General features: G+C 75.3%; 24 protein-coding genes. 12 read left to right on the top strand and 12 right to left on the bottom strand.

Annotated elements, in window-relative coordinates; translation table 11 throughout:
* Window positions 1–18: 18 nt before the first annotated feature.
* Both ABD993_RS24765 and ABD993_RS24760 read right to left on the bottom strand, forming a co-directional pair.
* The gene (locus ABD993_RS24765) at window positions 19–213 is read right to left on the bottom strand and encodes a hypothetical protein (RefSeq protein ID WP_345423104.1); all 195 of its coding nucleotides are present in this window, start codon (window positions 211–213) and stop codon (window positions 19–21) included.
* A gap of 14 nt (window positions 214–227) precedes the next feature.
* Window positions 228–788 carry a TetR family transcriptional regulator gene (locus tag ABD993_RS24760; RefSeq protein ID WP_345423102.1) on the bottom strand — a complete coding sequence of 187 codons (561 nt, stop codon included), beginning with the start codon at window positions 786–788 and terminating at the stop codon, window positions 228–230.
* A 76-nt stretch (window positions 789–864) separates the two neighbouring features.
* On the opposite strand from ABD993_RS24760, the gene ABD993_RS24755 reads away from it, so the two are divergent.
* Window positions 865–2,295 (top strand): cytochrome P450, encoded by a 1,431-nt coding sequence (locus tag ABD993_RS24755; RefSeq protein WP_345423100.1) that lies wholly within the window; start codon window positions 865–867, stop codon window positions 2,293–2,295.
* Here ABD993_RS24755 and ABD993_RS24750 read toward each other — a convergent pair.
* Window positions 2,270–3,226, bottom strand: a complete 957-nt coding sequence (locus ABD993_RS24750; protein ID WP_345423098.1) for an Lrp/AsnC family transcriptional regulator — start codon at window positions 3,224–3,226, stop codon at window positions 2,270–2,272. The genes ABD993_RS24755 and ABD993_RS24750 overlap by 26 nt on opposite strands.
* Before the next feature lie 80 nt (window positions 3,227–3,306).
* Between ABD993_RS24750 and ABD993_RS24745 the strand changes: the two genes are divergently transcribed.
* From ABD993_RS24745 to ABD993_RS24735, 3 genes are all read left to right on the top strand, one after another.
* On the top strand, window positions 3,307–4,785 hold the full coding sequence (locus ABD993_RS24745) for an MFS transporter (protein WP_345423096.1): 1,479 nt from the start codon (window positions 3,307–3,309) through the stop codon (window positions 4,783–4,785).
* A 154-nt stretch (window positions 4,786–4,939) separates the two neighbouring features.
* Window positions 4,940–6,436, top strand: coding sequence for a deoxyguanosinetriphosphate triphosphohydrolase family protein (locus ABD993_RS24740; protein WP_345423094.1), 1,497 nt, complete (start codon window positions 4,940–4,942; stop codon window positions 6,434–6,436).
* 214 nt (window positions 6,437–6,650) lie between these two features.
* Window positions 6,651–8,045 carry a xylulokinase gene (locus ABD993_RS24735; RefSeq protein ID WP_425569130.1) on the top strand — a complete coding sequence of 465 codons (1,395 nt, stop codon included), beginning with the start codon at window positions 6,651–6,653 and terminating at the stop codon, window positions 8,043–8,045.
* A gap of 75 nt (window positions 8,046–8,120) precedes the next feature.
* Here the strand turns inward: ABD993_RS24735 and ABD993_RS24730 are convergent, their stop codons facing one another.
* From ABD993_RS24730 to ABD993_RS24720, 3 genes are read right to left on the bottom strand one after another with little or no spacing between them, the layout of a single operon-like run.
* Window positions 8,121–12,563 carry a coiled-coil domain-containing protein gene (locus ABD993_RS24730; protein ID WP_345423090.1) on the bottom strand — a complete coding sequence of 1,481 codons (4,443 nt, stop codon included), beginning with the start codon at window positions 12,561–12,563 and terminating at the stop codon, window positions 8,121–8,123.
* The gene (locus ABD993_RS24725) at window positions 12,560–13,288 is read right to left on the bottom strand and encodes a hypothetical protein (protein WP_345423088.1); all 729 of its coding nucleotides are present in this window, start codon (window positions 13,286–13,288) and stop codon (window positions 12,560–12,562) included. The genes ABD993_RS24730 and ABD993_RS24725 overlap by 4 nt, the downstream gene beginning before the upstream one ends.
* Window positions 13,281–14,783 carry a hypothetical protein gene (locus ABD993_RS24720; RefSeq protein WP_345423086.1) on the bottom strand — a complete coding sequence of 501 codons (1,503 nt, stop codon included), beginning with the start codon at window positions 14,781–14,783 and terminating at the stop codon, window positions 13,281–13,283. Before ABD993_RS24720 ends, ABD993_RS24725 begins: the two co-directional genes overlap by 8 nt.
* Window positions 14,784–15,037: 254 nt before the next feature.
* Between ABD993_RS24720 and ABD993_RS24715 the strand changes: the two genes are divergently transcribed.
* The 3 genes from ABD993_RS24715 to ABD993_RS24705 all read left to right on the top strand — a co-directional run bounded on the left by ABD993_RS24715 (window position 15,038) and on the right by ABD993_RS24705 (window position 17,240).
* A complete protein-coding gene (locus tag ABD993_RS24715) occupies window positions 15,038–15,322 on the top strand; it encodes a YggT family protein (RefSeq protein ID WP_345423084.1) in 285 nt (94 codons plus the stop codon).
* 81 nt (window positions 15,323–15,403) lie between these two features.
* Window positions 15,404–16,405 carry a pseudouridine synthase gene (locus tag ABD993_RS24710; protein WP_345423082.1) on the top strand — a complete coding sequence of 334 codons (1,002 nt, stop codon included), beginning with the start codon at window positions 15,404–15,406 and terminating at the stop codon, window positions 16,403–16,405.
* Window positions 16,406–16,634: 229 nt separating this feature from the next.
* The gene (locus tag ABD993_RS24705) at window positions 16,635–17,240 is read left to right on the top strand and encodes a COG4315 family predicted lipoprotein (RefSeq protein ID WP_345423080.1); all 606 of its coding nucleotides are present in this window, start codon (window positions 16,635–16,637) and stop codon (window positions 17,238–17,240) included.
* Here the strand turns inward: ABD993_RS24705 and ABD993_RS24700 are convergent.
* Window positions 17,224–18,459, bottom strand: a complete 1,236-nt coding sequence (locus ABD993_RS24700) for a cytochrome P450 family protein (RefSeq protein WP_345423077.1) — start codon at window positions 18,457–18,459, stop codon at window positions 17,224–17,226. The two genes, ABD993_RS24705 and ABD993_RS24700, sit on opposite strands and share 17 nt — an antisense overlap.
* A 24-nt stretch (window positions 18,460–18,483) precedes the next feature.
* Between ABD993_RS24700 and ABD993_RS24695 the strand changes: the two genes are divergently transcribed.
* On the top strand, window positions 18,484–18,747 hold the full coding sequence (locus ABD993_RS24695; RefSeq protein WP_345423074.1) for a hypothetical protein: 264 nt from the start codon (window positions 18,484–18,486) through the stop codon (window positions 18,745–18,747).
* A 36-nt stretch (window positions 18,748–18,783) separates the two neighbouring features.
* Here ABD993_RS24695 and ABD993_RS24690 read toward each other — a convergent pair whose 3' ends face one another.
* Entirely contained in the window at window positions 18,784–20,247 is a 1,464-nt protein-coding gene (locus ABD993_RS24690; RefSeq protein WP_345423071.1) for an ATP-binding protein, read from the bottom strand.
* Between the two features lie 377 nt (window positions 20,248–20,624).
* Window positions 20,625–21,245, bottom strand: a complete 621-nt coding sequence (locus ABD993_RS24685) for an L-threonylcarbamoyladenylate synthase (protein WP_345423068.1) — start codon at window positions 21,243–21,245, stop codon at window positions 20,625–20,627.
* A gap of 24 nt (window positions 21,246–21,269) precedes the next feature.
* On the opposite strand from ABD993_RS24685, the gene ABD993_RS24680 reads away from it, so the two are divergent.
* The 3 genes from ABD993_RS24680 to ABD993_RS24670 all read left to right on the top strand — a co-directional run bounded on the left by ABD993_RS24680 (window position 21,270) and on the right by ABD993_RS24670 (window position 22,892).
* On the top strand, window positions 21,270–21,773 hold the full coding sequence (locus ABD993_RS24680; protein ID WP_345423065.1) for a mycothiol transferase: 504 nt from the start codon (window positions 21,270–21,272) through the stop codon (window positions 21,771–21,773).
* Window positions 21,773–22,564 carry an SDR family NAD(P)-dependent oxidoreductase gene (locus ABD993_RS24675; RefSeq protein WP_345423062.1) on the top strand — a complete coding sequence of 264 codons (792 nt, stop codon included), beginning with the start codon at window positions 21,773–21,775 and terminating at the stop codon, window positions 22,562–22,564. The genes ABD993_RS24680 and ABD993_RS24675 overlap by 1 nt, the downstream gene beginning before the upstream one ends.
* Window positions 22,565–22,655: 91 nt before the next feature.
* Window positions 22,656–22,892 carry a hypothetical protein gene (locus ABD993_RS24670; protein ID WP_345423059.1) on the top strand — a complete coding sequence of 79 codons (237 nt, stop codon included), beginning with the start codon at window positions 22,656–22,658 and terminating at the stop codon, window positions 22,890–22,892.
* Here ABD993_RS24670 and ABD993_RS24665 read toward each other — a convergent pair whose 3' ends face one another.
* The 3 genes from ABD993_RS24665 to ABD993_RS24655 form a co-directional block, all read right to left on the bottom strand.
* On the bottom strand, window positions 22,893–23,846 hold the full coding sequence (locus ABD993_RS24665; RefSeq protein ID WP_425569128.1) for an acyl-CoA desaturase: 954 nt from the start codon (window positions 23,844–23,846) through the stop codon (window positions 22,893–22,895). It abuts the gene before it with no gap.
* Between the two features lie 106 nt (window positions 23,847–23,952).
* Window positions 23,953–24,951: a TIGR03564 family F420-dependent LLM class oxidoreductase gene (locus ABD993_RS24660; RefSeq protein ID WP_345423056.1), complete on the bottom strand. Its 999-nt coding sequence runs from the start codon at window positions 24,949–24,951 to the stop codon at window positions 23,953–23,955.
* A gap of 17 nt (window positions 24,952–24,968) precedes the next feature.
* Window positions 24,969–25,304 (bottom strand): STAS domain-containing protein, encoded by a 336-nt coding sequence (locus ABD993_RS24655; protein WP_345423053.1) that lies wholly within the window; start codon window positions 25,302–25,304, stop codon window positions 24,969–24,971.
* Between the two features lie 166 nt (window positions 25,305–25,470).
* Here ABD993_RS24655 and ABD993_RS24650 point away from each other — a divergent pair, with 166 nt between their 5' ends.
* Window positions 25,471–26,064: a TetR/AcrR family transcriptional regulator gene (locus ABD993_RS24650; protein ID WP_345423050.1), complete on the top strand. Its 594-nt coding sequence runs from the start codon at window positions 25,471–25,473 to the stop codon at window positions 26,062–26,064.
* The last annotated feature ends 5 nt before the right edge of the window (window positions 26,065–26,069 follow it).

The following is a 26,069-nucleotide window of genomic DNA, read 5'->3' as shown; positions in this document are numbered from 1 at the left end:
CAAGCTAGTGGGGGCCACTCATCGTGTCGAGCCGCGTTCCCGCCATTCCCGGTCCGCCTCGTCCGCGGCCTCGGTGCGCTCCTTCGCGATCTCCAGGGCGCGCGCGGCGGTGGCCCGGTCGGGGTAGGGGCCGAGGCGGTCGGCGGACCGGCAGCCGTCCGGACCCTCCACCGTGTTGTGCTTGAGACAGTAGAACCATTGCTCGTCGCTCATGGATGGAGAGACTGTCAAAGACCGGGCCCGCGCGCGATCCTCACGACGGCGGTGGCGACCTGTTCGGCGATCCGCTCCGGCGGGGCGAGGGGCAGCACGATGTGGCTGACCGTCAGCCGGGCCGCGGTCTCGGCGGCCAGCCCGACCGACTCCGCGTCCAGCTCGGGCCACTGTCTCCGCAGGTAGCCCGCCGCCCGGTCCCGGGCCGCGACGACGATCTCCTCCGCGCCGCTGCCGAACACGGCCTGGTCGCCGGTCAGCAGGGCCTTGAGCAGCGAGTCGTCCGCGGCCCGGCGCAGCGCCGCGGCCACGGCGGCGACCCAGGCGGCGTGCAGGTCCCGCTCCCGCGCCAGGGCGGCCTCGATGCCGTCCAGGAACCGCTCGGTGGCACGCAGGACCAGCGCCGACGCGACGCCCTGCCGGTCGCCGAACTCGCTGTAGAGCGTCTGCCTGCTGACGCCGAGCCTGGCCGCCAGCTCGGGCATGCCGAACCGGCCGCCGACGAAGAGCTCGGCGGCGACGTCGAGCGCGTCCGCCCGGAGCTGGGCACGGGCGCGCCGGGCCATGGGACGCATGGCGCGATCCTGGACTCCACCCGAAGTTCCGTCAACTCTCTGGACACTTCTCGCAGATCTGTCTACCTTCGGCCGCATGGCCATCGTCGACCGGGTGCGGTCCGTCCCCCGGCGCGCCCGCGAGCGGTACTCGTCCGTGCTCGCCCTCCCGGCACCCGGCGGGCTGGACCGGGCACTGCTGCGGGAGCGCCCCGCCTCGCCCTACGGCCCGGTGCCCGAGGGCACGCGGGAGATCCCCGGCGACTACGGGCCGCGGGGCGTCGGGCACACGCTGGGGTACGTCCGGTTCGGCCACGAGATCACCCGCAGCCGGACCGCGCGCTACGGGCCGGTCTGGTGGTGGGGCGGGCCGCTCGGCCGGTCCGTGGTCGTGACGGGGCCTGCCGCCACGCGCGAGGTGCTGGTCAACGCGGACAAGGCCTTCTCGCAGGAGGGCTGGCGGACGCTCATCGACCGCTTCTTCCATCGTGGACTCATGCTGCTCGACGGCGGCGAGCACCGCGCCCATCGCCGGATCATGCAGGAGGCGTTCACCGCGCCGCGGATCGCAGCCTACGTGGACCAGGCGGCGCCGGTCGTGCGCGCCGCGGTGCGGGAGTGGTCCGGGCACATGCGGCTCTACCCGGCGTTGAAGCGGATGACGCTGGACGTGGCCGCACGCGTGTTCATGGACGCCGGACCGCAGGCTCCCGAGATCAACAGCGCTTTCGTGGCGTGTGTGCGGGGAGCCAACGCGTTCGTGCGGTACCCGCTGCCCGGGACCCGCTGGCGGAAGGGGCTCGCGGGGCGGGCGGTGCTGGAGCGGTGGTTCATCGAGGCGTTGCCCGCCAAGCGGAACGGGACGGGCGACGAACTGTTCACCGCGCTGTGCCACGCCACGACGCCGGAGGGCGACCGGTTCTCCGACGCGGACGTCGTGAACCACATGATCTTCCTGATGATGGCGGCGCACGACACGTCGACGACCACGGCCGCGTCGGCCGCCCACCACCTGGGGCTGCACCCGCAGTGGCAGGAGAAGGCGCGGGCCGAGTCGCTCGCGCTGGGTGACGAGCCGCTCGGCGTCGAGCAGCTGAGGTCACTGACCACACTGGACCACATCGTGTCCGAGGCGCTGCGGCTGGACGCCCCCGTCCCCGTCGTCATGCGGACGGCGGTGAAGGACACCACGGTGGCCGGCTACCACGTCCCGGCGGGCACCCGGGTGACCGTGGCGCAGGCGGTCAACCACTACGACCCCGCGTGCTGGGAGGACCCGGAGCGGTTCGACCCGGACCGCTTCGCCGTGCCGCTGAAGGACCGGGACGCGTTCGTGCCCTTCGGCGGCGGCGCGCACAAGTGCATCGGGATGTACTTCGGGCGCTACGAGGTGCTCACGATCCTGCACGAGATGCTGCGCGCGCACCGGTGGACCTCGACCCCGGGCGTGCGGTGGGACAACACGTCCCTGCCCGTGCCGATCGGAGGCATCCCGGTGACCGTCACGGATGGGCTCCGGCCCGCTTGACCGTCCGCATGATCGGGCTGGTCTCGACGTCGCCGACGGTCGGCAGCGACCCGATCCGCTCGGTCAGGTAGCGGAACAGGTCGGCCTCGTCCCGACAGACGACGGACACGGTGAGGTTGGCGCGCCCGGTGGTCGCCGCGCAGAAGGCGACCTCCGGGTGCGCCGCGATCGCCCGGCCCGCCTCGAGCAGGTGCGCGGGCGGCACGGTCAGCCACATCCGGGTGTGGGCGTGGAAGCCGAGCAGGTGGTCGTCGACGTCGAGGTCGAAGAACAGCAGGCCCGCCGCCCGCAGCGCCTCGATCCGCCGGGCCACCGTGGACTCCGACCAGCCGGTGGCCGCGGCGAGCTCGGCGTAGGGGGCGCGGCCGTCGCGGCGCAGCACGCGCAGCAGCGGGCGGTCGGCCGTGGTGATCCCGGCGGCGGGCTCGGTGCGGAAGGTCGGCCGCAGCGCCTCGACCCGCTGCGGCTCCAGGACGTCGAGGGCGTGGAAGACGTCCGGGCCGCCGCCGAAGACGTGCAGGATGCTGTGCGCGGTGACGGTCTGGATCTGGGCGGTGCGCTGCAGGCGCTGCAGGATCAGCTCGTCCCGCTCCTGCGCGGACCAGGCCTGCACGCTCGCGCTGATCTCGGTGCCGCCGGAGAGCAGCTGGACCCAGCGGGTGTCCTCGCGCAGCGCCAGCGCATTCGCCACCTCGGCCGCGGTGCCCGGGCGGCAGCGCATCCGGATGATCCACTGGGCACCGGAACCCGGGCCGGCCCCGGTGACAGCCCCGACCAGGCGCACCCGGTCCGCCTCGCGCATCCGGGCCCACCGCCGCGCGACGGTCCGGTCCGACACCCCGAGCACCTCGCCGACCCGGGTCAGCGGGGCCCGCCCGTCGAGGGCGAGCGCGTGCATGATCCGTCGGTCGAGGAGGTCGAGTTCCAGCATCACACGTCTCCTGGTGTCGGATTCCTGCATTCTGCTCGATCCAGTGACGCGTCCGCGCGGTGTGGGCCGATCCTCGTCGCATGACTTCTCGCTGGTGGCCGCTCGTGGCCATCTGTCTCGGATCCTTCATGCTGCTGCTGGACGTCACGATCGTGACCGTCGCCCTGCCGGACATGGCCGCCGACCTGCAGGCCTCGTTCAGCTCGCTGCAGTGGGTGCTGGACGTCTACGCGCTGGTCCTCGCCGCGCTGCTGCTCGGTGCCGGTTCGCTGGCGGACATCGTCGGGCGGCGGCGGGCCTACGTCGCGGGTCTGGTGCTGTTCGCGCTCGGCTCGCTGGCCTGCGGGCTGGCGCCGACGGCCGGGGTGCTGATCACCGCGCGCGGGCTGCAGGGGATCGGCGGCGCGCTGATGTTCGCCACGACCACGGCCATGCTCAACGCGACCTACTCCGGCCGCGACCGGGGCGTCGCGTTCGGGGTGTGGGGCGCGGTGAACGGGGCGGGCTCGGCGCTCGGTCCGCTGGTCGGCGGCCTGCTCACCGAGCACGCGGGATGGCGGTGGATCTTCCTGGTGAACCTGCCGGTGACGGTGCTGACCGTCGCGCTGACGCTCGCGGTCTGCGCCGAGACCCGGCGCCCCGGGGTGCGGCTCGACGTCTCGGGCATCCTGTCCTTCACCGTGTTCGCGGGGTCGCTGACCTACGCGCTGATCCTCGCCGGATCGGGCTGGACGGCGCCGGTGTGGGCGTTCGTGGCGCTCGCGGCCGTCGCGCTGGTCGTGTTCCTGGCGATCGAGCGGCGGGTGGAGCACCCGCTGCTGGCGCTGCGGCTGTTCCGCTCCGCCTCCTTCGCCGCGACGATCACCGCAGGCCTCGTGCTGATGGCCGCCGCCTTCGCGATGCTCGCCTACACCTCGGTGTGGATGCAGGGCGTGCTCGGGCTGACGCCGATCGAGGCGGGCGTCGCGCTGCTGCCGATGGCGGTGTGCTCGTTCCTGGTGTCGGCGGTCGCGGGCCGGGCGCTGCAGGGGATCTCTCCACGATGGACGGTCGGGTTCGGGCTGTTGTCGGTCGGCGCGGGTTCGGGGCTGCAGGGCATGGTCCGCGGCGACTCGACGGCGTGGGTGCTGGTCCCGGGGCTGGCCCTGGTGGGGATCGGGGTCGGCCTGGCCATCCCGACGCTCACCGCCGCCGCGATGTCCGCCGCTCCCCCGCAGCTGGGCGGCATGGTCGCGGGCACGCTGAATACCGCCCGCCAGCTGGGCTACGCGCTCGGCGTGGCGGTCCTCGGCCTGGTCTTCCGCTCCGCGCTGTCCGCCGAGGTCTCCGACGACGGCCTGGTCGAGGCGATCGTCGCCGGCCGGGCCCCGCGCACGGGCCTGGTCCAGGAGGCGGTCGCCGCGGGCCTCCGGGACGGCTACCTGGTCGCGGGAGCGGCGGGGATCCTGGGCGGCCTCCTCGTCCTCGCCCTGGTCCGCCCGACCACCCCCACCCTCCGCGACCCCGACCCCACAACGCCGGAGTCCACCCCCCTGCCCCCGGGAGTCCGACACCCCTGACCCCCGAGTCCGACACCCTCCACCCGCGAGTCCCCCGTTTCCGACACCCGAGTCGGACAGCCATCGCCCGGCCCCCGGACGCGTCGGACGCCGGGAGCCCGGGGCCGCCGGAGCCGGGCTCGGGAAGATCGGTCGACGCACTAGCCTTCCGCGCATGGGTGACGCGCGGGAGGAGCGGGCGAGCGGGGCCGCCGAGACCGGGGCCGGGATCGCGGGCTCGCCGTTCCGGGTCGACCGCGACCGGATCGCGGCGTCGCCGTTCTTCGCCCGCCTCGCCGGCGTCACGCAGGTGGTGAGCCCCAACGGCTCCGGGCTGCTGCTGCACAACCGGCTCACGCACTCGTTGCAGGTCGCGCAGGTGGCCCGCGCGATCGCGGAGCGGCTGCGGGCCGAGTTCGGGCCCGAGGTGGAGACGCTCGGCGGGTGCGACCCCGACGTCGTCGAGGCGGCGGCGCTGGCCCACGATCTCGGCCACCCGCCGTTCGGGCACCTGGGTGAGCAGGTGTTGGACAGGCTGGCCCGCGACCGTCTCGGCCTGACCGACGGCTTCGAGGGCAACGCCCAGAGCTTCCGGATCGTCACCACGATCGACCTGCACGGCCCCGGCCGCACCGGGCTGGGGCTGACGACGGCGGTGCGCGCGGCCGTCCTCAAGTACCCGTGGACACGGCACTCCTACCCGAACCCGCACCCGAGCACCGCCGACCTGCCTCCGCGCGGCGGCGGCCCGCTGCCCGGCACCGACGGCTCCGCGAAGTTCTCCGCCTACCGCACCGAGCTCGGTGAGCTGCAGGCCGCGCGGACGCCGTTCCCGGTCGGATCGTGGCAGCAGACGATCGAGGCGTCCGTGATGGACACCGCCGACGACATCGCCTACGCCATCCACGACGTCGAGGACTTCCACCGGGTCGGAGTCTTGCAGCAGGCCGGGGTCGCGGCCGAGCTGCGCGGGTGGGAGCGGTCGCGGAGCCGAGCATCGGAGTGGTCGGAGGGCCCGTCCGGCGGACCGGGCTCGGCGCTCGAGCGGCTGCGACTCCGCATGGCCGAGCGGGACGGCTGGATCTACACCGACGACGCGTTCGCCGCCGCCGTCGTCCGGGTGCGGTCGGAGCTGGTGGACGGGCTGCTGGCGGTGCCGTTCGACGGGTCGATGGCGGCCGAGCGGGCCGTCGCGGAGTTCTCGGCGCGCTGGACCGCCCGGCTGGTCGGCGGGATCCGGGTGCTCGCCCGTCCGCCGGTGCGGGCCGCGCACGTCGTGCTCGGCGAGGCGCAGTGGCACGAGGTCGCGGTGCTCAAGTTCGTGCACCAGCAGTTCGTGCTGCGCCGCGCCGACCTGGCCTCCCACCAGCGCGGACAGGCCACCGTCGTGACCGGGCTGGTCGGGGCGCTGCACGAGTGGCTCGCCGACGCCCGCTCCCCCCACGCCCCCGCCCTCCCGCCGCGGCTGCACGACCTGGTCGAGCTCGCCCGCGGCGAGTTCACGGCGCTCGCCGACGAGGACGTGGTCAAGGCCGCGGACGTCGCCGACCTGGCGCGGGGTCGCGCGGTGGTGGACTACGTCGCCTCGCTGACCGACGCCCAGGCAGGCGCCCTGCTCGACGTCCTCACCGGCCGGAGCGCCAGGCTGTGGACCGACGCGATGGCGCTGTGAGCGAGCCGCCGCTCCGGGCGGGGCGCGCCGCAGGCTCTCCCTGATCGCCCGGGTCGTGCCGGCTCATGAGCCTCGGTGTCGGACTCGTGGGCCTCGGTGTCGGACTCGCGGGTGCTGGTGACGGACCCCGCTGCCGCAGCATCCGTTCGATGCGGCAGGCCGCGCCCGTGATCAGCACTCGTTCCACGGGCCCGATCCTGGCAGGGTGGTCGGCATGCTCGTCGCCGGCGTCGACTCGTCCACCCAGGCCTGCAAGATCGTGATCCGGGACGCGGAGTCCGGCGAGCTCGTCCGGTCCGGCCGGGCGAGCCATCCGGACGGGACCGAGGTCGAGCCGAAGCACTGGTGGGAGGCGTTGCAGCGGGCCGTCGACGAGGCGGGCGGGCTCGACGACGTCGCCGCCCTCAGCGTCGCCGGGCAGCAGCACGGGATGGTGTGTCTGGACTCCTCCGGCGAGGTCGTCCGGCCCGCGCTGCTGTGGAACGACACCCGCTCGGCCCCCGCGGCGGCCGCGCTGGTCGCGGAGATCGGGGCTCGGGCCTGGGCGGACGCGACCGGCACCGTGCCCGTCGCGTCGATCACGGTGACCAAGCTGCGGTGGCTCGCCGAGCACGAGCCCGCGAACGCGGCCCGGGTCGCCGCCGTCTGCCTGCCGCACGACTGGCTGACCTGGAAGCTGCGCGGCACCGGCTCGCTGGACGACCTGGTCACCGACCGTTCGGACGCCTCCGGCACCGGCTACTACGACGCCGCCACCGGCGAGTACCGCCGCGACCTGCTGCGGCTCGGGCTGGGGCGCGACGACGTCGTGCTCCCCCGGGTGCTCGGTCCCGCCGAGTCCGTGGACGGGCCGGGGTACCGGCTCGGCCCGGGCGCAGGCGACAACGCGGGCGCGGCGCTCGGGCTCGGCGCGGGGGACGACGTGATCGTCTCGCTGGGCACGTCCGGGGTGGTCTCGGCGCGGGGCGAGCGGCAGGGCGACGATCCCTCCGGCACCATCGCCGGGTTCGCCGACGCGACCGGGGCGTTCCTGCCGATCGTCGTCACGCTGAACGCCGCCCGGGTGCTCGACGCCGCGTGCCGGCTGTTGGGCGTCGACCACGAGGAGCTCTCCCGGCTGGCCCTGTCCGCCCCGCCCGGCGCCGAGGGCCTCACGCTGGTCCCGTACCTGGAGGGCGAGCGCACCCCCAACCTCCCGGACTCGACCGGCGCCGTCCACGGCCTGACTCTGGGGAACGGCACCCCGGACAACCTCGCGCGCGCGGCGGTCGAGGGGATGCTGTCCGGGCAGAAGGTCGGGATCGATGCGCTCGCGGACGTCGGCGTCCGGCCCGCGGCGGTGCGGCTGATCGGCGGGGCGGCGCGCTCGGAGGCCGTCCGGCGGATCGCGCCGACCGTGTTCGGGGTGCCGGTCGTGGTCCCGGAGCCCGGCGAGTACGTGGCCGACGGCGCCGCCCGGCAGGCCGCCTGGGTGGCGCTCGGCGGGGACCAGCCCCCGGCCTGGGAGGGCGGGGCCGCGGAGCGGTTCGAGGGTTCGCCCAGCGCAGGGCTGGAGGAGCGGTACCGGGAGGCGGCGGAGCGCTACCTCCCGCGCCTCGACCGCGGGTGAGGCGCCCCACCCGCATGATCCACGCCTCGGGAGCGAGACGGTCGCCCGTCGACCGCCCCGCTCCCCGAGAGTGGATCAGAGGAGGGTGAGGACCGGGTCGTCGCGGTGGAGGCGGGTGGTGGCGATCGCGCCGGACGGGTCCTCGTCCGCCTGGATGCGCTCGGCGACCCGGACGTACTCGCGGCCGCGGTTGGCGGCGTTGCGCATCCGGACGATGTTGGGGAAGCGGCCGACCGCCTTCATGTCCCCGACGCCCGTCAGGAAGATCAGCTGTACCCCGTTCGCCGCCGCGACCTTCCGCTGCAGGTCGAGGAACACCACGTAGTTGGCCTTGCCCAACGGGTTGTCCAACGGGAGTGCCCCGAGGCCCGGCAGGTCCCGACCCCGGCTGGTGGCCCGGAGCTTGGCGACCATGCAGAAGAGCAGCAGCGAGATGGTGACCTTCTCGCCGCCGGACCACTTGCGCATCCGCTCGACCGACACGCGTTCCACGGCGAGCGCGGTGGAGGGCTTCAGCACCCGGGCCCGCCAGTTCCCGTCCCCGACGACCGCGTTCGTGGCCTGCCACAACAGCTCCTGGCCGCGCGGCACCTCGGCCCCGCGGGAGGTGAGGACGTCCACGAGCCGGGCGCAGCGGTCCCGGACCACGGCGTCCGCCGTCTCGACCGCCGCCCGCGGCCCGACGTCCAGGAACCGGTGCCCGGCCCATGCGCCCAGGTTCTCCGGGAGCTCGGACAGGGACTGTGCGCGGGCGAGCGAGCGCAGGGCCTGCCGCACCATCCCGGTCATCGCCGTGACCACGACCGACTTGTGCTTCTCCAGGTCCTCCAGCTCGCCCCGCAGGTTCACGGCGAACTTCTCCAGGTCCGACGCCAGCGCGGCGGCGCCGCCCGCGAGCTCGCCTGCCACGTCCTCGACCCGGAAGCGGTCCCGCACGGCGGGCTTGACCTCGGCGAACCGGTCCGAGGTCGACCACACGACGATCTCGCGCGCGACCTTCTCCAGTGCCGCCCGACCGCGCCGCACCGCCGCCGCGGTGGCCTCCACCCGCTCCCGGACGGCGGCGACCTCCTCGGTGGCCTCGGCCACCGTGATGTCCCCGGCCGCCTCCGCGGGCTCGATCCCGAGCAGCTGCCCCTGGTGGGCCAGGTCGCGGGCCCGCTCGTGGGCCTCGGCCCGCAGCCCCCGCGCGCGCTCGTGCTCCAGCCGGGCGCGCTCGGTGGCCTCCCGCTCGGCGGCGGCCCGCTCGTCCGCCTCGGCGGCCATGCCGAGGGCGCCTGCCGCATCCGTGGGCGCGGGCTCTCCGCCGGTGAGGCTCCCGTCCGCGGCGATGGTCAGGCTCGCGAGGTCCGCCGCCGGGAGGGCGGCCGTCTCCGGGTGGCGCGCGGCCTCGGCCTCGGCGGCGCGCACGGCGGACCGCGCCTCGCCCACCGCCTCGTCCGCGGCCTCGGCCGCCTCCTCCGCACGGGCCAGCGCGGCGGCGCGCGCCTCGGCGTCCCCGCTCTCCGGCCCGTCCGCCAGGGCGGTCGCGGCGCTGCGCACGGCCGCGGGCAGGGCGCCGACCTGTTCGGTCGGTCCGACGAGCCCGCGACGGGCCTCGTCCAGCGCGGCGGCCAACGCGGAGTCGGACACCTCGCGGCGGTACGCCGCCTGGGCGCTCTCCCACGCCCGCCTGCCCTCCGCAGGGGCGACGACCTCGGCCGCCTCGACGGCCGCGGCCGGGACGGTCAGCGCCGCGCGCGCCTCGGAGTGCGCGAGCTCGGCCCGGCGCAGGGCGTTGCCCTGCTCCTCGACCTCGCGTGCCTGCCTGCGCGCGGCCTCCTCCTCGCGTTCGCCGCGGTCGATCTCGGCACGGACGGCCTCGACCTCGGCGGGCAGCGCCGCGGCCCGGAGCCGGATCTCCTCCGCCGCCGCGAGCCGGTCGGCGAGCCCCGCCAGCACCGCCCCGGCGACGTCCGCGGCCCGCCGCACCTCCTCCGCGGCCTCGCGGAGGCGTTCGGTCTCGTGCTCCCGCTCGACCAGCTCGGCCCGGTCCGCCGCGACCTGCTCCAGGTCCGCGGCCACCCGAGCGAGGATCTCCTCGGCCGCGCCGCGCTCGCGGTCGAGGGCCTCCAGCGTGCCGGGCGGGCAGTCCCGCCGCAGCGCGCGGACGCGGCGGCGGAGATCGTCGTCGGTGTCCCGGAGGACGGCGAGCTCGGAGTCCGCGCCCGCCCTCCCGGCCCCGGCCCGTTCCCGGGCGGCGGTCTCGGCGCCGCCCGCGGCCTGGTCGGTCAGCGCGGCGGCGGGCGGCACGAGCTCGAACCCGGGCTCGTCCGCGGGACCGCGACCGGCCGTCCGTTCCGTCGGGACCGAGGTCCGCACCACCGCGTCCAGGTCCTCGACCGTGGCCAGGACCAGCGCGGTGGTGGGGCGCAGGCCCGCCTCCGCCAGCGCCGCCCGCGCGCCGGGCAGGTCCGCGGCGCGATGGACCAGCAGGCCCGAGGCCAGCGCGGGCGCGGTGCGCAGGACCGCCGCGTGCGCCCGCTGGGGCACGGCGTCGGCCAGGTACTGCCAGCCCGTGGCGACGGGGATGCCCGCCTCCTCGACGACCTCGCGCGCCCGCGCCAGGTCGAGGGTCGGCGGGAGCAGACCGGTCGCGGCGAGGGCGGCCAGCGCGCGCTCGTCCTCGGCGCCCTCGACGGCCAGCTCCACCCGGCGCCGCTCGGTCCGCGCGATCGACGCGGTGAGCAGCTCCTCCAGGTCGCCCGCCTCGGCGACCGGATCGATCTCGTCCCCCCCGCTCAGCGTGCGCAGGCGGTCCTCCGCGGCCAGCTCGGTGGCGCGGCCGCGCAGGTCGGCGGCTCGTTCCCCCGCGGCCCGGGCGGTCTCGGCGGCGGTGCGCCGCTCGGCGGCGAGCTCGTCCTCCGCCGCGCGCAGCTCCTCCCGACGCTCCCTGGCCGTCGCCCGCTCCTCCGCCAGCCGGACCAGCTCCTCGGCCGCCGCGGCACCCGCCGACCGGTGCCGGTCGAGGGCCGCGGGGACCTCCTCCGCGGCCTCGACGTGCCCGGCCGCGCGGGCCGCCGCGACCGCCGCCTCCAGGTCCGCCAGCCGGGAGCGGGCGCCCTCCACCTCCGCGGTCAACCGGCCCACGACGGTCCGCGCGCCGCTCGCCCGCTGCCGCCCGGCCTCGGCGGCGGCACCCGCGGCGTCCCGCCGTTCCCGCAGCTCGGCGGCCTGCTCCGCCTGTTCGGCGAGCGCGAGGTCCAGGCTGCGGGCGTAGCGCGCGGCCGCGTCCTCCGCCGCGCGCCGCAGCGGTTCGGCGTCCAGCTCGGCGGCGGCCTGCTGCTCCTCCAGCGACCGGACGCGCGCCTGGGTCTCCCGCAGCCGCAGCAGGTCCCCGACGGCGCGCCGGGCCGCCCGCCGCTCCCGGGCCTCGGTCTGTGTCCGTTGCCGCCGGTCGAGCTCGGCCTCGGCGGCGAGCAGCGTGTACCGGGCGGCGAGCCCGCGCAGCACCCGGCCGCGGGACTCCGCGTCCGCCGCCGCCGTCCGCAGGTCGGTGAGCCGGGCGGACAGGACCTCCTGCGCGTCCGCGTGGGTGGCCTCCGCCGCCTGGGCGGCCGCGCCGGCCGCGGCGATCCGCCCGGCGAGCCCGCTCGCCCGCGCCCGCACCGACTCCTCGGCCTCGACCGCGGCGTCCAGCGCCGCCCGCCCCTCGGCCAGCGCCTGCAGCCGCGGCACCGCCTCCGTGGCGAACGCGAGGTCGGCGAGCAGCTGGGGCCGCTCGGCCAGCCCGGCCCGGACCTTCTCCAGGATCTGCGAGACCTGCGCGGGCACCTCGGGATCCACGATGAGCTCGAGCAGGTACTGCACGAACTGGTCCGCGTTGCGGAACTGGAACTGGCCCTCGATGCCGCCCTCGGTGGCGTTCATCTGCAGCAACGCGGTGAAGATCGCGGGATCGAGGCCGCGCTCGTCCAGCACCTGCCGCCACTTGTCCTGCCGCTCGGTGACGACGACGCCCGCCCCGGGCACCGCGTCCCAGGCCCGCAGCGCGGTGACGAAGTCCTTTTGCGTGAAGCGCTGCTCCCCCGCCGCGAACGGCAGCAGGTCCAGCTCGGCCCGCCCGGCCACGTGCTCGAACAGGTACCAGCGCGCGCCGAGCCGGTCGTGGTCCCGGTTGGGGTCCGCGGGCTGGGCGCGGTCCGCCCACTCGTACACCGCGCCCGTCACCAGCCGCCGCCCGTCCGGCCCCGACCACTCGACGACGACGTGCCCCGTGTCCGCGCCCAGCACGTAGTCCTCGAGGTGCTTGCCGGTGGCCGCGGTGGCCAGGAAGTCCCGCCGCGCGGGCCGGATCAGGGCGCAGATCAGCGACAGCACCGTGGACTTGCCGCCACCGTTGCGCAGCCAGAGGATCGAGTCGACCGGCTTGTCCTCGCGGTCCCGGAAATCCAGCTCGACGTCGAGGAACCGGGCCGCCTGCGGCCCCATCCGGTCGATCCGGACGCGGTTCATCTGCCACATCACGGGGACGCTCATGCCGCCTCCGTGCCCTGGGACCGCAGCGCGCGCAGCGCGTCCAGCGCCGCGCCGCCCGCCGAGTCCCCGACGAGCAGCCGGAACCGGTCCGTGAGGTGGTAGACGTCCGGGCCGAGCGTGCCCGCCTCGCGCGCCGCGCCCTGGTCGACCAGCCAGCCGAGGGCGTCCTCGATGGCCTTGAGGGTGCAGCCGCGACCGCGCCGCCCGGTCTGGGTGGTGATCAGCTGGGGCATGTCCGCGTAGGCCTCGGCGGCGGCGCGGGCGCGCTCCTCCGGCGAGCCCTCGCCACCCTCCTGGCCCTTGAGGGTGTCGATGGCCGAGCGCAGGAACTCGTCGATCTTCACGACGTCGACGAGCTTGGTCTCCGGGTCGTCGAAGTCCACGTCCTGGGGGTAGGCGTAGGCCGCGATGCCGATCAGGACCAGGCCGAACACCAGCCGCTCGCCCTGGTCCATGGTGCGCAGGTCCGCCAGCCGCGTGGCGAACGGGCCGCCGGGCTCCGGGGCCAGCACGATGCCGGAGCGGGGCGTGCCCAGCACCTCGAGGCCGAGCCCCTCGGCCATGGTGTCCACGACGTCCCGGAACCGCAGCTCGGTGCGGTAGCGGTCCAGCAGCGCCCGGTACTCGCTGCCCTCCACGGGCCGCGACCGCCGCTCCAGCCCGAACGCCACGAGCTCGGCGGCCGCCCTGACCTGCGTCAGGTCGGCGGCGACGTGCTCAACCATCGACCGTCACCTCCACCCTCGAGCCGACCTCCGGCTCGACCTCGCCGACCGCCCGGTCCGGCCCCACGAACAGGTCCCGGCCGCGGGCCAGCCGGTGGTCCAGGACCGCGCCGTCGTCCCGCGCGACCAGACCCGCGGCGAGCTCGACCGACGAGTCGCTCTCCTCGGCGTCCGCGGCCGGGTCGGGCGCGAACGCCCAGAGCGCCGTGAGCAGCACCAGCTCGGCCACCTCGTCCGACCCACAGTTCGTGAGCAGCTCCGAGAGCCGGGTCGGGGTCGCGCGCGCCGGGGCCAGGACCCCACGAGCCGCCTCGACGACGGCGGCCGGGTAGCGCTGCACGTCCTCCTCCTCGACCTCCTCCAGGCCCGCGTCCTCCGGAACCGGCTCGACCGTCTCGCGCTGCCGCGGCGGCGCCCACAGCTGGTCCACCAGGTCGTCGAACCGGACGAGCCGGGGGACGCTGACCCCCAGCGCCCGGTCGGCGAAGGCCGTACCGACCCGTTCGGCCTGCTCGCGGGGCAGCTCCAGCACCGGCCGCAGGACCTCCTCGCCCAAGGCGAGCATCCGCAGCCGCCGACGCCGCGCCAACCGCTGCCTGACCTGCGCGGACAGGAACACCTCGCGCGCCCCGACCAGCCGACGTCCGAGATCCAGGTGTACCTGTCGGACGCGCTGGAGCAGGTCGACGATCCGGCCCGAGGTGATGCGCACGTCCGCCGAGGTCTCGGTGTCCAGACCGCCCTGGACGTGCTCGAGGAACCGGTCGTCCTCCGCGATCCGCTCCTCGACGTGCCGCCGGGCGACCGCCAGCCGGTCCGGCACGTCCACCAGCCAGTCGTGCGAGCCGACGTCCCGACGGGTGGCGTCGAGCAGCTCGGCGAGCGTGGCGGCGATGCCGACCGACGTGCGCTCGGCCTGCGCGGCGGTGCGGGCGGCGGCGTCGAACCGGCGGTCGTCCAGCTGGCGCTGCAGCACGTGGGCCAGGGCGCGGTCGGCGTCCTCGATGTCCACGTCCAGCCCGTGCAGGAAGAGGGTGATCGCCTGGTCCGACGCCGTGAGCACCGGCCCGTACTCGGCCTCGCGCAGCGCCAGCAACCGGAAGCTGTACGGCTCGCGCACGACGTCCGCGCCGGAGAGGTCCGCGAACCAGTAGGTGAACCGGCGATGCTCGTGGGCCTCGTTGAGCAGCCCCTTGAGCACCAGCTGGGCGACGTCTCGGGCCTGGCCCGCCAGCTCCGGGCACATCCGGGCGGCGAGGCCGGTCAGGTCGTCCGCCACCTCCTCGATCGTCGCCTCGCGCGCGAACCCCATCGACCCGACGACGAGGTCCACGGCGGCGAGGGCGAGCTGGCGGAGGTCGAACGCCTCATCCGCGACGCCCGCGTGCGCGGCGTTGCGGACCAGGCGGGCGATGGGGTCGGTGAGCGCGAGCGCGCGCCAGCGGGCCCGGGCGGTCGCGTCCGCCGCGGGCGACACCACAGCGCCGGCCGTCATACCCCGACCTTAGGAGGGGACACCGACAGGCTCCGCTCAGGGCCGACTCCTCGTTCCGCAAGCTCCTCTCAGGGCCGACTCCTCGTTCCGCAAGCTGCTCTCAGGGCCGACTCCTCGTTCCGCAGGCTCCTCTCAGGGCCGACTCCTCGTTCCGCAAGCTGCTCTCAGGGCCGACTCCTCGTTCCGCAGGCTCCTCTCAGCCCCCTCTCACCCGGGAAAGGGACACTCGGGGAGGAAACCGGAAGGAGACCGCCGTGATCGCCTCACTCCTGGGCCTGCTGCTCGTGCTGTTCCAGCTGGTCCTGTTCGCGCGTGTGATCGTCGACTGGATCGGGGCGCTCTCCCCCGGCAGCGGCGGCAGCGCGATGTACCAGGCCCGACGGATCACCCACGCCGTCACCGAGCCCGTGATCGCGCCCGTGCGGCGGGTGGTCAAGCCCGTCGACCTCGGCGGGATCAGCCTCGACCTCGCGTTCATCATCGTGTTCGTCGCCGTCCTGGTCCTGCGCACCGCGATCGTCCCGCTGATCCCGTTCTAGAGGGCCCGCACCACCAGCACCCGGACCACCCTCCTCCCCTCCTCCGGCCGGTCGGGCTGCCGGCGGACGTATCGTCACGGGGTGCGAAGGAGACGGCCCGCGCCGCTGCCGCAGCGCCACGGGCTCGATCCGGTCCGGCTGCGCACCCCGGACTCCGGTCCGTGGGCCACGCTGCGCGAGCACCTCGTCGAGCGGCTGCCCCGGGTGCCGCCCGAGCGGGTCGCCGAGATGCTCGCCGAAGGCAGGATCGTCGACGAGAACGGCCCACTCACCGTGGATTCCCCGTTCCTTCCGGCATCCTTCGTGTGGTTTCACCGGGATCTGCCGCAGGAGGTGCCGGTCCCGTTCGACATCGGGATCGTCTACCGGGACGCGGACATCGTCGTCGCGGACAAGCCCCACTTCCTGGCCACGATCCCGCGTGGACGCCACGTGCTGGAGACCGCGCTCGTGCGGCTGCGGCGGGACCTGGCCCTGCCGCTGCTCGCCCCGGCCCACCGCCTGGACCGGGTGACCGCCGGGGTGGTGCTGTTCGTCGCGCGACCGGAGCTGCGCGGGCGCTACCAGACGCTGTTCCGGGACCGGCGGGTCCGCAAGACCTACGAGGCCGTCGCGGGCTACCGCCCGGACCTGGAGCTGCCGCGCGTCGTGCGCAGCCGGATCGTCAAGGAGCGCGGGGTGATCCGCGCCTACGAGGAGCCCGGCGAGCCGAACGCCGAGACGCACGTCGAGCTGGTCGCGCAGGCCGGGGGCCGCGGCTACTACCGCCTGCGCCCGCACACCGGCCGCACCCACCAGCTGCGGTTGCACCTGGCCGGGCTGGGCATCCCGATCGTCGGGGACGACTTCTACCCGGACCTGCACGAGACCCCGCTGGACGACTTCCGCACCCCGCTGCAGCTCCTGGCCCGCACGCTGGAGTTCACCGACCCGCTCACCGGCGAGCCCCGCCGGTTCGACAGCGCCCTGCGGCTGGCGGCATGGCCGGGCCCGGACGACCGCGCGGAGGCGGACGGCGACCGGGCAGATGCGCTCAGTGACGAGCCGAACGGCGGCGTGTCGGCGTCGCCTCCTCGATTCTGAGGACGACGTGCGCCGTTCGGTCGAAGATCACGGGGTGTCCGCAGCAGCGGTCTGCCGCTCGGCGCGTCGGCCGCGTCGCAGGCCGTGACCACCTCTCAGTGAGACGACGTCCGGCGCCTCCGCCTTCGTAGGGTCCTCTCGTGCGGGTCCCGGCCCGGCGCACGCCCCCCGCCGCCGTGGACGGGGCCCGCATGATCGCTCCCCGCGAACAACTCCAAGGACACCCACGATGACGCTCCCCCGTCACCTCGGGGTCGCCGCGCTCACCGGCGCGGCCGCCCTCACCCTGCTCCTGTCCGGCTGCGGCGCCACCGGTTTCGTCGACGCACGGGACGCCGCACCCGTCGGCAGCACCGCGGGCACCACCGTCGCCCCGACCGGCGGGCTGGGCACGGGGGTCACGGCCGTCGGCACGGTCGTGACCACCGACGGCTTCACCGTCTACCGCTTCGCGAAGGACGGGACCGCGCCGTCCGAGCCGACCTGCCTCGCCGAGTGCGCGGCCCAGTGGCCGCCGGTGCACGGCGACGGACAGCCCGCGCTGCAGGGCATCCCGTCCGGCCTGGTGGGCACCGTCGGCAGACCGGACGGCACCCAGCAGCTGACGCTCAACGGCTGGCCGCTCTACCGCTACGCCGGTGACACCCGCCCCGGCGACGCGAAGGGCGAGGGCGTGGCCGGGGCCTGGGCGGCCATGGGCGCCAACGGCTCCCCCGCCTCGAACGGTCCCGCGGCCAGCCCGGCCGCGGCCCCGAGCGCGGTGCCCGCGGGTTCCGCCGCGGCGGTGCACAACGGCTCCAGCGCCCACGCGGGCGCGGTCACCGAGGGTCGGTAGGCGGCTCCGCCGCACGACAGCGGACCGGCAGTCGGGTCGCGCCGTGGATCAGGGTGCTCTCCCGCCAGGTGAGCGACTCCGGCTCCGCGGCGAGGCTCATCTCCGGGAACCGGGTGAGCAGCGTGCGGAACGCGATCTCGCCCTCCAACCGGGCCAGCGGCGCCCCCAGGCAGTGGTGGATGCCGTACCCGAAGGCCAGGTGTCCCCGCGTGTCCCGGGTGACGTCGAGCTCGGTGGGCCGCTCGTAGCGCTCCGGGTCCCGGTTCGCCCCGATCAACGACACGAGCACGACCTGCCCCTCGGGGACCACCGTGCCCCCGATCTCCACCGGCTCGGTGGTGAAGCGCATGGTGGCCAGGTTGACCGGGCCGTCGTAGCGCAGGAACTCCTCGACGGCGTTCGGCACCAGCGAGGGGTCCGCCCGCAGCGCGGCCAGCTGGTCCGGGTGCCGCAGCAGGGCGAGCATGCCGTTGGCGATCAGGTTGACCGTGGTCTCGTGCCCGGCGACGAGCAGCAGGAACGCCATCGAGATCACCTCGGCGTGGGACAGCGAGTCCCCGTCCTCGGACGCCCGCACGATCGCCGAGAGCATGTCCTCGCCGGGATGCGCGGCCTTGTCCGCCACCAGGTCCGAGAGGAACTGCGCCATCGCGGTCGCCGCCTCGGTGCGGGTCTGCGGGTCGCCCGCCGAGAGCAGCGTGTTCGACCAGCCGCGGAAGTCCTCGCGGCGCTCCGGCGGCACGCCGAGCAGCTCGCTGATCACGGTCATCGGCAGCGGGAAGGCGAACGCGTCGAGCAGGTCGACCTCGTCTCCCGTCATCGCGTCCGCGAGCTCCTCCGCGACCGCGGTGATCCGCGGCCGCATCTCGGCGATCGCCCGGACGGTGAACGCCCTGCTCACGAGCTTGCGCAGGCGGGTGTGGTCCGGCGGGTCCATGTTGAGCATGTGCACCACGAGCGAGTCCGCGAAGTGGGCCCGGTTCGCGGGCGTGATGCCCTGCTTCTCGAGCAGCGTGGTGAACGTGGCGCCGGACTTGGACAGCCGCGGGTCGTTCAGGGCGGGCCGGGCGTCGGCGTAGCGCGTCACCAGCCAGACCGTGAGACCCATCGGGGTGACCACCCGGGAGACCGGGGCCTCCTCGCGGAGTCGCTGGTACAGGCCGTCGGGATCGGCGAAGAAGGCGGTGTCGAGGGCGCGGGGCGGCGTGGTGGTCGTCACGCATCCGACGGTAGTCCCGGCGCGTTGGAGTCGGCAGGGAGCTGGAAGGTCCACGTCTCGCTCACCCGGGTCGCGCTCTGGATCCTCGAGCTCGGGGTGCTGGACCTCGACCACGCCACGGAGGTCGCGGGCACCGGCGGCGAGCACGCCTACCTCGATCCGGAGACCGTCACCGCGGAGACCCCGCTGGGCCGCTACCAGGGCGTCACGGACCAGGTCCGGATGTCCCGCACTCCCGGCCGCTACTCCCCCGTGCTGCTGCCGCGGGGCAGCGGCGAGCTGCAGTAGAACGGTCCGGCGCGGTCAGTGGTGCGCTGGCACCCGTCAGCGCGGGTCGTCCTTCCAGAGGCCCTCGCCGGTCCAGGGGTCGCGCTCGTCGAGCCGCTCCAGGACCGGGCCGGGGACGGGGCCCTCGGGCGCGTCCTGGAAGGAGCGCTCCTCCGCCTCCTCCGGGTCCGCCGCGCGGTGCCTGCCCGCCTCCAGCCCGCGCTGGTAGGTCGACAGCCGGTACCGGACCTTCTCCGGGGCCCGCTCGGCGGGCATCTCCGTCTCCGCCGCCCGCCGCGCGCCACGCCGCAGCGGCGGGGTGACCATCTGCTTGCCGGGGCGGCGCTGCGGCAGGCCGCTCTCGGTCACCGGGAGCCCGTTCGGCTCGTCCACGCGGGCGGCCCGCTCGGCGGCCGCGCGCCACTCGTCGTCCCGGGTGCCGGACCAGCTCGACGATCCCGGGCTGCGCGGCGCGGACGCCGCGCCGCCGGTCAGCCAGCTGTCCGCGAGTCCGAACGAGCCGCCGTTGGTGTGCCCGTTGCCGTTGGTGTGCCCGTTGGTCCCGTTGACCGCGTGCCCGTTCGGCGCGGGATCGTCCTCCGTGCGGAACCACGCCGACGCGACGGCGGCGAAGATCGGGGTCCCCGCGAGGTCGTCCGTCGCGCGGGACGGGCCGGCGTCGAACGGGCCGAACAGCTCGTCGATCGACGCGGGCTCGGGGGCCGCGCCCTCGCGCACCGGCTCCCAGGTGTTCTCCCGGGGCGCGGGCACCGGCTCGGCCACCCGCGGCGGGCGCACCCCGGCGGCGGGCTCGACGAGCGCGCGCGGGAACCGGACCAGCGCGACCGTGCCGAACCCGGGCGTCGTGGGCCCCCCGAGCGGGGCCTGCAGCTCCACCCTGGCGCCCAGCCTGCGCGCCAGCCGGGCCGCGAGGTGCAGCCCGAGGCGCTCCGGCGGGACGGGGCCGGGGCCGCCGCCCGCGATCTCGTTCTCCAGCGCCGCGGCCTGCTGCCACGGCAGCTCGACCCCCTCGGCCTGCACCTCGATGGTCACGCCGCCGTCTCCCGCCCAGCGGCCGACCAGCTCGATCCGGCCGCTGCGCGGGGCGGTGCGCTCGGCGTGCGCGAGCAGCTCGGCGAGCACCTGCCCGGCGCCGACGGCCAGCCCGACGGGCAGCGCGGCGGACGGGGCGGGCGGCACCGAGACCCGGCGCGGCTCCTCGGCCCCGGCGGCGGTGTCCGCGAGGATCCGGCCGAACCCGGTGGGCACCGGGCCGCGCCGCTCGGGGGTGCCGCCGACGAGGGTCAGCACGCTCTCGCCGTCCCGCAGCAGGCGCCGCGCACCGGCCGCGATCTCGGCGCCTTCGCCGGAGTCCGGCCCGAGCCGCTCGGCGACCGCGAGCTGCCGCTCGGCGTGGCCGCAGATCCGCCGCGCCAGACCCGCGAGCAACGGGTCGGGCCTGCCCGCCGCGCTCCCCTCCGGCTCGTCGAGCCAGGAGGGGGACGAGAGGTCTCGCTCCACACTGTCCTCCGCTGGTCCGCTACCCCGATCCGGCCGGGTCGCCGCACGGCCCCGGTCCGCGTCGGCGTCGTGCCCGCCCCGCCCCGAGTCCGCCGGGGGAGCTGCGCGCCCGACATCTGAAGGTCGCTCGGGACATTACCGGGGAGATCCCCCGGACGAGGTCGCTCCGCCGGGCGTGCGATGACCGGTCGCCCTCGGGTGGACCGGCGGTGAACGGCAACCCGACACGCCGATCGGGTACGGAGCAATCCATCCGGCGCAGGAGCCGACACCGCGGCGGGAAGAAGAACAGGCGCGCCGACCGCCACGCTGCGGCGGTGCGCCCGGTCACAGAAGCTACGTCACACCGGGACGCCGAGTCCAGAGTCCGGAAGGACCTATTCGAACCGGGAGGGGTCACCCGCGCCCTTGCGGACGATCTCCGGCTCCGGCCCCGACAGGTCCACCACGGTCGTGGGCTCGGTGCCGCACTCGCCGGAGTCCACGACGCCGTCGACGGCGTGGTCGAGCGCCTCCTTGATCTCCCAGCCGATGGTGGGCGGCGCCTCCTCGTCCGGCAGCAGCAGGGTGGAGGACAGCAGCGGCTCCCCCAGCTCGGCGAGCAGCGCCTGGACCACGCGGTGGTCCGGGATCCGCACCCCGACGGTCTTCTTCTTCGGGTGCAGCAGCCGCCGCGGGACCTCCTTGGTCGCCGGGAGGATGAACGTGTACTGCCCCGGCGTGGCCGCCTTGACCGCGCGGAACACCGCGTTCGAGATCTGCACGAACTGGCCGAGCTGGGCGAAGTCCGCGCAGACCAGGGTGAAGTGGTGGCGGTCGTCCAGCCTGCGGATCGTGCGGATCCGGGCGAGCCCCTCCGCGTTGCCGATCGCGCAGCCCAGCGCGAAGCACGAGTCGGTGGGATAGGCGATCAGCCCGCCCCCGCGCACCAGGTCCACGACCTGCCCGATCACGCGACGCTGGGGGTTGTCCGGGTGGACGTCGAAGTAGCGGGCCATCCCGCGAGAGTAGCGTCTGGGCCCATGACTCCCGCCGAGCTCCTGACCGACTGTTTCGGCCGGATCGCCGAGGGTGTGCCCGCGGTCCTCGACGGCCTCGCCGACGACCAGCTGGCCCTCCGGATCGACGGTTCAGCCAACTCCGTCGCCTGGCTCGTCTGGCACCTCACCCGAGTGCAGGACGACCACGTGGCGGACGCCTTCGGCACCGAGCAGGTGTGGCTCGCCGACGGGTGGCACGAGCGCTTCGGCCTGCCGCTGGAGCCCGCCGACACCGGCTACGGGCACGGGTTCGACCAGGTCGCGGCGGTGCGGGCGAGCGGAACGCTGCTCGCCGGGTACCACGCCGCGGTCTTCGCCCGCACCAGGGAGCTGCTCGCCGACCTCACCCCCGAGCAGCTCGACGAGGTGATCGACGAGCGCTGGACCCCGCCGGTCACCCGCGGCGTCCGCCTCGTCTCCGTGTTCGACGACGACGCGAAGCATCTCGGTCAGGCAGAGTTCGTCCGCGGCCTCCTCCCCGGCTGATGGACCTGCGGCTGCGGGGCAGGCGCGCGATCGTGACCGGCGCGAGCCGCGGGATCGGGCTGGCGGTGGCCGAGGCCCTGGCCGCCGAGGGGGCGGACCTCGCGCTCGTGTCCCGGACGTCGTCGGCGGAGGCCGTCGAGCGGGTCGCCCGGCACGGCACCCGGGTCCTCCCGCTCGCCGCCGACACCACGGACGACGCCGCCGTCGGCGCCATGGTCGAGCGGGTCGTCGCCGAGCTGGGCGGGGTGGACGTGCTGGTCAACTCGGCCGCCGCGCCCGCCCGACCGGGGGCGCAGGTCGCGGCGTCGCGGACCACCGACGCGCTGATGCGCGAGCAGTTCGAGACCAAGGTGCTGGGCTACCTGCGCTGCGCCAGGGCCGTGGCGCCGCACATGGTCGCGCAGGGCTTCGGCCGGATCGTCAACATCAGCGGGCTCAACGCGCGCGGGTCGTCCTCGCTGGTGGGGTCGGTCCGCAACGTCTCCGTCGCCGCGCTGACCGCCGCCCTGGCGGACGAGCTGGGCCCCGCCGGCGTCACCGTGACGGTCGTGCACCCCGGGCTCACCGTCACCGAGCGCACCCCCGGCATGATCGCGGCGAAGGCGCAGGCGGACGGCACCTCCGAGGCGGAGGCCGAGGCGGCGCTGGGCCGGTCGACCAGGCTCGGCAGACTCGTCACCGCGGCCGAGGTGGCGGACGTCGTGGCGTTCCTCGCCTCGCCACGCAGTGTCGCCATCACCGGGGACGCGGTCGCCGCGGGCGGCGGCCAACCCGGCGTCACGTACTACTAGCCCACGTCGGGTGATCACCGGACGTGCCGACGATCACCCGTCCGCGCCGACACATTCCCTTGCCGCGCGGCGATGACCGGGTATGGACGCGATGAACGATCCCCGTGCGGGCACTCCCCGCCTCCCCCAGCCGCGTCCGGCCTCCGAGCCACTGACATCGGAGGCCGTGCTGGCGGACGACCGCCTCATCGACGACGTCCGCAGCGGCCGCCGCGGCGTGGACGACCCGGACCCGCTGGTCCGGCTGCTGTCCGCGTGGCGCTCGGCCCGACGCCGGCACCGTCGGCGGCCCCGGGTCGGCATCCTGCAGTGCGGGCGCCGGGTCTAGCTAGGAGGCGCGCAGCCGGTCGAGGCGGCGGGTGGTGGGCCAGCGGACGTCCGTGGCCCAGCCCGCGCGCTCGAACAGCCAGATCACCCGCGCCGAGATGTCGATCTGTCCCTTGAGGACGCCGTGCCGGGCGCAGGTCGGGTCGGCGTGGTGGAGGTTGTGCCAGCTCTCCCCCATCGACAGGACCGCCAGCGGCCAGAAGTTGCGGCTGCGGTCCCGCGAGCGGAACGGCCGGGCGCCGACCATGTGGCAGATCGAGTTGATCGACCAGGTCACGTGGTGGCAGACGGCCATCCGCACCAGCCCGCCCCAGAAGAAGCCGGTCAGCACACCCGCCCAGGACCAGGTGAGCAGGCCGCCCAGGGCCGCGGGCAGCACCAGGCTCGCGGTCACCCAGAGCCCGAACAGCCCGCTGACCCGGCGCAGCACCCGGTCGGCCAGCAGGTCCGGGATGAACCGCTCCCAGTTCGTCTTGTCCCGGTCGAAGATCCAGCCGATGTGCGACCAGAAGAACCCGCGCGCGACGGCCCACGGGGTGTCCCCGTAGCGCCACGGGGAGTGCGGGTCCCCGTCCTTGTCCGAGTAGGCGTGGTGGCGGCGGTGGTCGGCGACCCACGCCATCATCGAGCCCTGGATGGCCATCGAGCCCGTGATCGCCAGGGCCACCCGGAGCCAGCGCTGCGCCTTGAACGAGCGGTGCGTGAAGTGCCGGTGGTAGCCGACCGTCACGCCGAGGATCCCGACCACGTAGAACACTGCGGCGATCGCCAGGTCCCACCAGCCCAGGCCCCAGCCCCACACGACGGGGACGGTGGCCAGCAACGCCAGCATCGGGATCAGCACGAAGGACCACACCAGGCCCTGCTGCCAGCCGCTGCGGCGTTCACCCAGGACCGGTGGGGTCCCGGGCGCGGGGTCTGTGGAGAAGGGCACGTCGGGGGCCTCGACGCTCAACTGTCACCTCGGAGATCGCTGGGACTACTCGCTGACGAGCGTAAGGGGCACCGTGAGGTACCCAGAAGTGCGCCGCGGCACTCCTCACGTCCGCGACGGCCCCCGGTCACCGTCGCGCCACGTCGAGCACGTCCGCCTCGGCCGCCTCGTGCGGGGCTGTCGCACCCGCCGGGAGCTCGGTGCCCTCGGTACCCTCGGCGGCCCGCAGCGCGGCCCGGGTGCGCGCCGCGCCCTCGGCGTCCGCGGCCAGCGGCAGCCCGACGAACTCCGCCACGCCGATCTCCCGTAGCTCGGCCAGCCGCCCGGCGACCTCGGCCTCGTCGCCGACGATCGCGGCGTCCGCGGGCCCGGCGTAGCCCTCGCGGTCCAGCATGGCGCGGTAGCTGGGCAGCCTGCCGTAGATGGCGAACCGGCGGGCGGCGAGCGTGCGGGCGGCGTCGACGTCGTCCGTGACGGCCACCGGCAGGGAGGCGACGACGCGGGCGGTCCGGCCCACCTCTGCGGCCGCGGCCGTGAGCGTGGGCAGCACGTGCTCGCGCAGGGTGCGGGGCCCGGTCATCCAGGTCACGGTGCCCGCGGTCCGGCGGCCCGCCAGGCGCAGCAGCTGCGGGCCGAGCGCGGCGAGGTAGACCTCCGGCGCCGGGGCGCCGGGGATCCGCAGCCGCCCGCGGGTCGTCAGCAGCTCACCCGTGGCGTCCGCCTGGTCGCCCGCCAGCAGCGGGAGCAGGCCGTCGAGGTACTCGCCCATCCGGCGCACCGGCCGGTCCCACGAGATCCCCCACTGCCCCTCGGTGACCGCGCGGTGGCTGAGCCCGAGGCCGAGCGTCAGGCGCCCGGAGCCGATCAGGTTCGTGGTGAGCGCCCGCTGGGCCAGCGACATCGGGTGCTGCGCCTGGATCGGCACGACGCCGGTGCCCACCTCGATGTCCGGGACCTCGCGCAGGGCGACGGCCAACACCGTGAGCAGGTCCGGCTCCTGGGGCATCTGGGCCGCCCACATGCGCCGGAAGCCCTCCGCCCGCATCCGCTCGAGCTCCGCCACGAAGGCGTCGACCGGCGAGGCGCCCGCCCCGTCGCCCAGGAATCCGAAGACGCTGATCCGCATGGGACCAGCATCGCAAACTAGCGGACGGCGGCGAGGAACCCCTCGACGTCCGCATGGACCGTGAAGTGCTGTTCGAGACCGAGCAGCGTGACGACCCGCCGCACCGCGGGATGGCCGTCCACGCCCGCGAGGTGCACCCGCCCGCCGGTGCGGGTGTAGGCGCCGAGCAGCGCGCTCACCCCGACCGATCCCAGGTGTGTGACCCTCGACAGGTCCACCACGACGGCGCGGGCGCCGAACGTGGCGGCGTGCAGCGCGTCGTGCAGCATCGGGGCGGTCTCGGCGTCCAGCTCCCCCGCGACCCGCAGGGCGACCGTCCCCCGTTCGAGCGTGTCACTCTCCGCAGCGAACACCGACCGTTCCCTCGACCGAGTCAGCGTGTCCTCCCCTCCCCGTCCGCCCGGGAAGACACCCTGCGCCGAAGGAGAGGGTGGGTCAACCGGCACGAGGGTGACAGCGGGTGTCCCGATCGCCACGTTCACGCCGGACGATCGTCGGGTACCCCGGTAGTCTGACCGGGTGCCGAAGGTGCTCGGGGGGTCGCTGGCCGCCCACCGCGACGAGGTGCGCACCCGTGTCTTCGACGCCCTGCGCGAACAGCTCTACGAGCGCGGCTTCGACTCCGTGACGTTGTCGGGGGTGGCCGCCGCCGCGGGCGTCGGGCGGTCGTCGATCTACAACCACTTCCCGGACCGGCAGGCGCTGCTCGTCGCGTTCGTGGAGCACGAGGCGGCGCGCTACGTCGCCGACCTGGAGGCCGCGCTGGCCGCCGCCGGGTCCCCCACCGAGGCGCTGGCCGTGTTCGTGCGGCTGCAGCTGCGGCGGCTCGCGGAGTTCCACCTGCCGCCCGGGCAGGCGCTCGCGCAGACCCTGGACCCCTCGGCGTACCGCCGGATCGCCGCGCACGCGGACCCGATCTCCACCCGGCTGCGCGCGATCGTCTCCGACGGCATCGCCGCCGGTGAGATGGCCGCGCGGGACCCCGAGGTACTGGTCGCGATGATCGCGGCAGCGCTCGGCGCCCGGCAGATCGTGGACGTCGCGGAGCACGAGCTGGACGCCTCGGTGGAGGCCGCGGAGCGCATCGTCCTGGCGATGGTGCGTCCGAGTTAGGCTAG

Source organism: Pseudonocardia xishanensis (assembly GCF_039541715.1).
GTDB classification, from domain to species: domain Bacteria; phylum Actinomycetota; class Actinomycetes; order Mycobacteriales; family Pseudonocardiaceae; genus Pseudonocardia; species Pseudonocardia xishanensis.
This window is presented reverse-complemented; position numbering and strand designations above follow the sequence as displayed.

Coding starts and splice junctions, on each gene's coding strand:
- ABD993_RS24730 (WP_345423090.1), bottom strand. CDS start 12,563: ATGAGCGTCCCCGTGATGTGGCAGATGAACCGCGTCCGGATCGACCGG.
- ABD993_RS24705 (WP_345423080.1), top strand. CDS start 16,635: ATGACGCTCCCCCGTCACCTCGGGGTCGCCGCGCTCACCGGCGCGGCC.
- ABD993_RS24750 (WP_345423098.1), bottom strand. CDS start 3,226: ATGCTGGAACTCGACCTCCTCGACCGACGGATCATGCACGCGCTCGCC.
- ABD993_RS24740 (WP_345423094.1), top strand. CDS start 4,940: ATGGGTGACGCGCGGGAGGAGCGGGCGAGCGGGGCCGCCGAGACCGGG.
- ABD993_RS24735 (WP_425569130.1), top strand. CDS start 6,651: ATGCTCGTCGCCGGCGTCGACTCGTCCACCCAGGCCTGCAAGATCGTG.
- ABD993_RS24725 (WP_345423088.1), bottom strand. CDS start 13,288: ATGGTTGAGCACGTCGCCGCCGACCTGACGCAGGTCAGGGCGGCCGCC.
- ABD993_RS24675 (WP_345423062.1), top strand. CDS start 21,773: ATGGACCTGCGGCTGCGGGGCAGGCGCGCGATCGTGACCGGCGCGAGC.
- ABD993_RS24760 (WP_345423102.1), bottom strand. CDS start 788: ATGCGTCCCATGGCCCGGCGCGCCCGTGCCCAGCTCCGGGCGGACGCG.
- ABD993_RS24755 (WP_345423100.1), top strand. CDS start 865: ATGGCCATCGTCGACCGGGTGCGGTCCGTCCCCCGGCGCGCCCGCGAG.
- ABD993_RS24685 (WP_345423068.1), bottom strand. CDS start 21,245: ATGGCCCGCTACTTCGACGTCCACCCGGACAACCCCCAGCGTCGCGTG.
- ABD993_RS24720 (WP_345423086.1), bottom strand. CDS start 14,783: ATGACGGCCGGCGCTGTGGTGTCGCCCGCGGCGGACGCGACCGCCCGG.
- ABD993_RS24765 (WP_345423104.1), bottom strand. CDS start 213: ATGAGCGACGAGCAATGGTTCTACTGTCTCAAGCACAACACGGTGGAG.
- ABD993_RS24745 (WP_345423096.1), top strand. CDS start 3,307: ATGACTTCTCGCTGGTGGCCGCTCGTGGCCATCTGTCTCGGATCCTTC.
- ABD993_RS24670 (WP_345423059.1), top strand. CDS start 22,656: ATGAACGATCCCCGTGCGGGCACTCCCCGCCTCCCCCAGCCGCGTCCG.
- ABD993_RS24660 (WP_345423056.1), bottom strand. CDS start 24,951: ATGCGGATCAGCGTCTTCGGATTCCTGGGCGACGGGGCGGGCGCCTCG.
- ABD993_RS24680 (WP_345423065.1), top strand. CDS start 21,270: ATGACTCCCGCCGAGCTCCTGACCGACTGTTTCGGCCGGATCGCCGAG.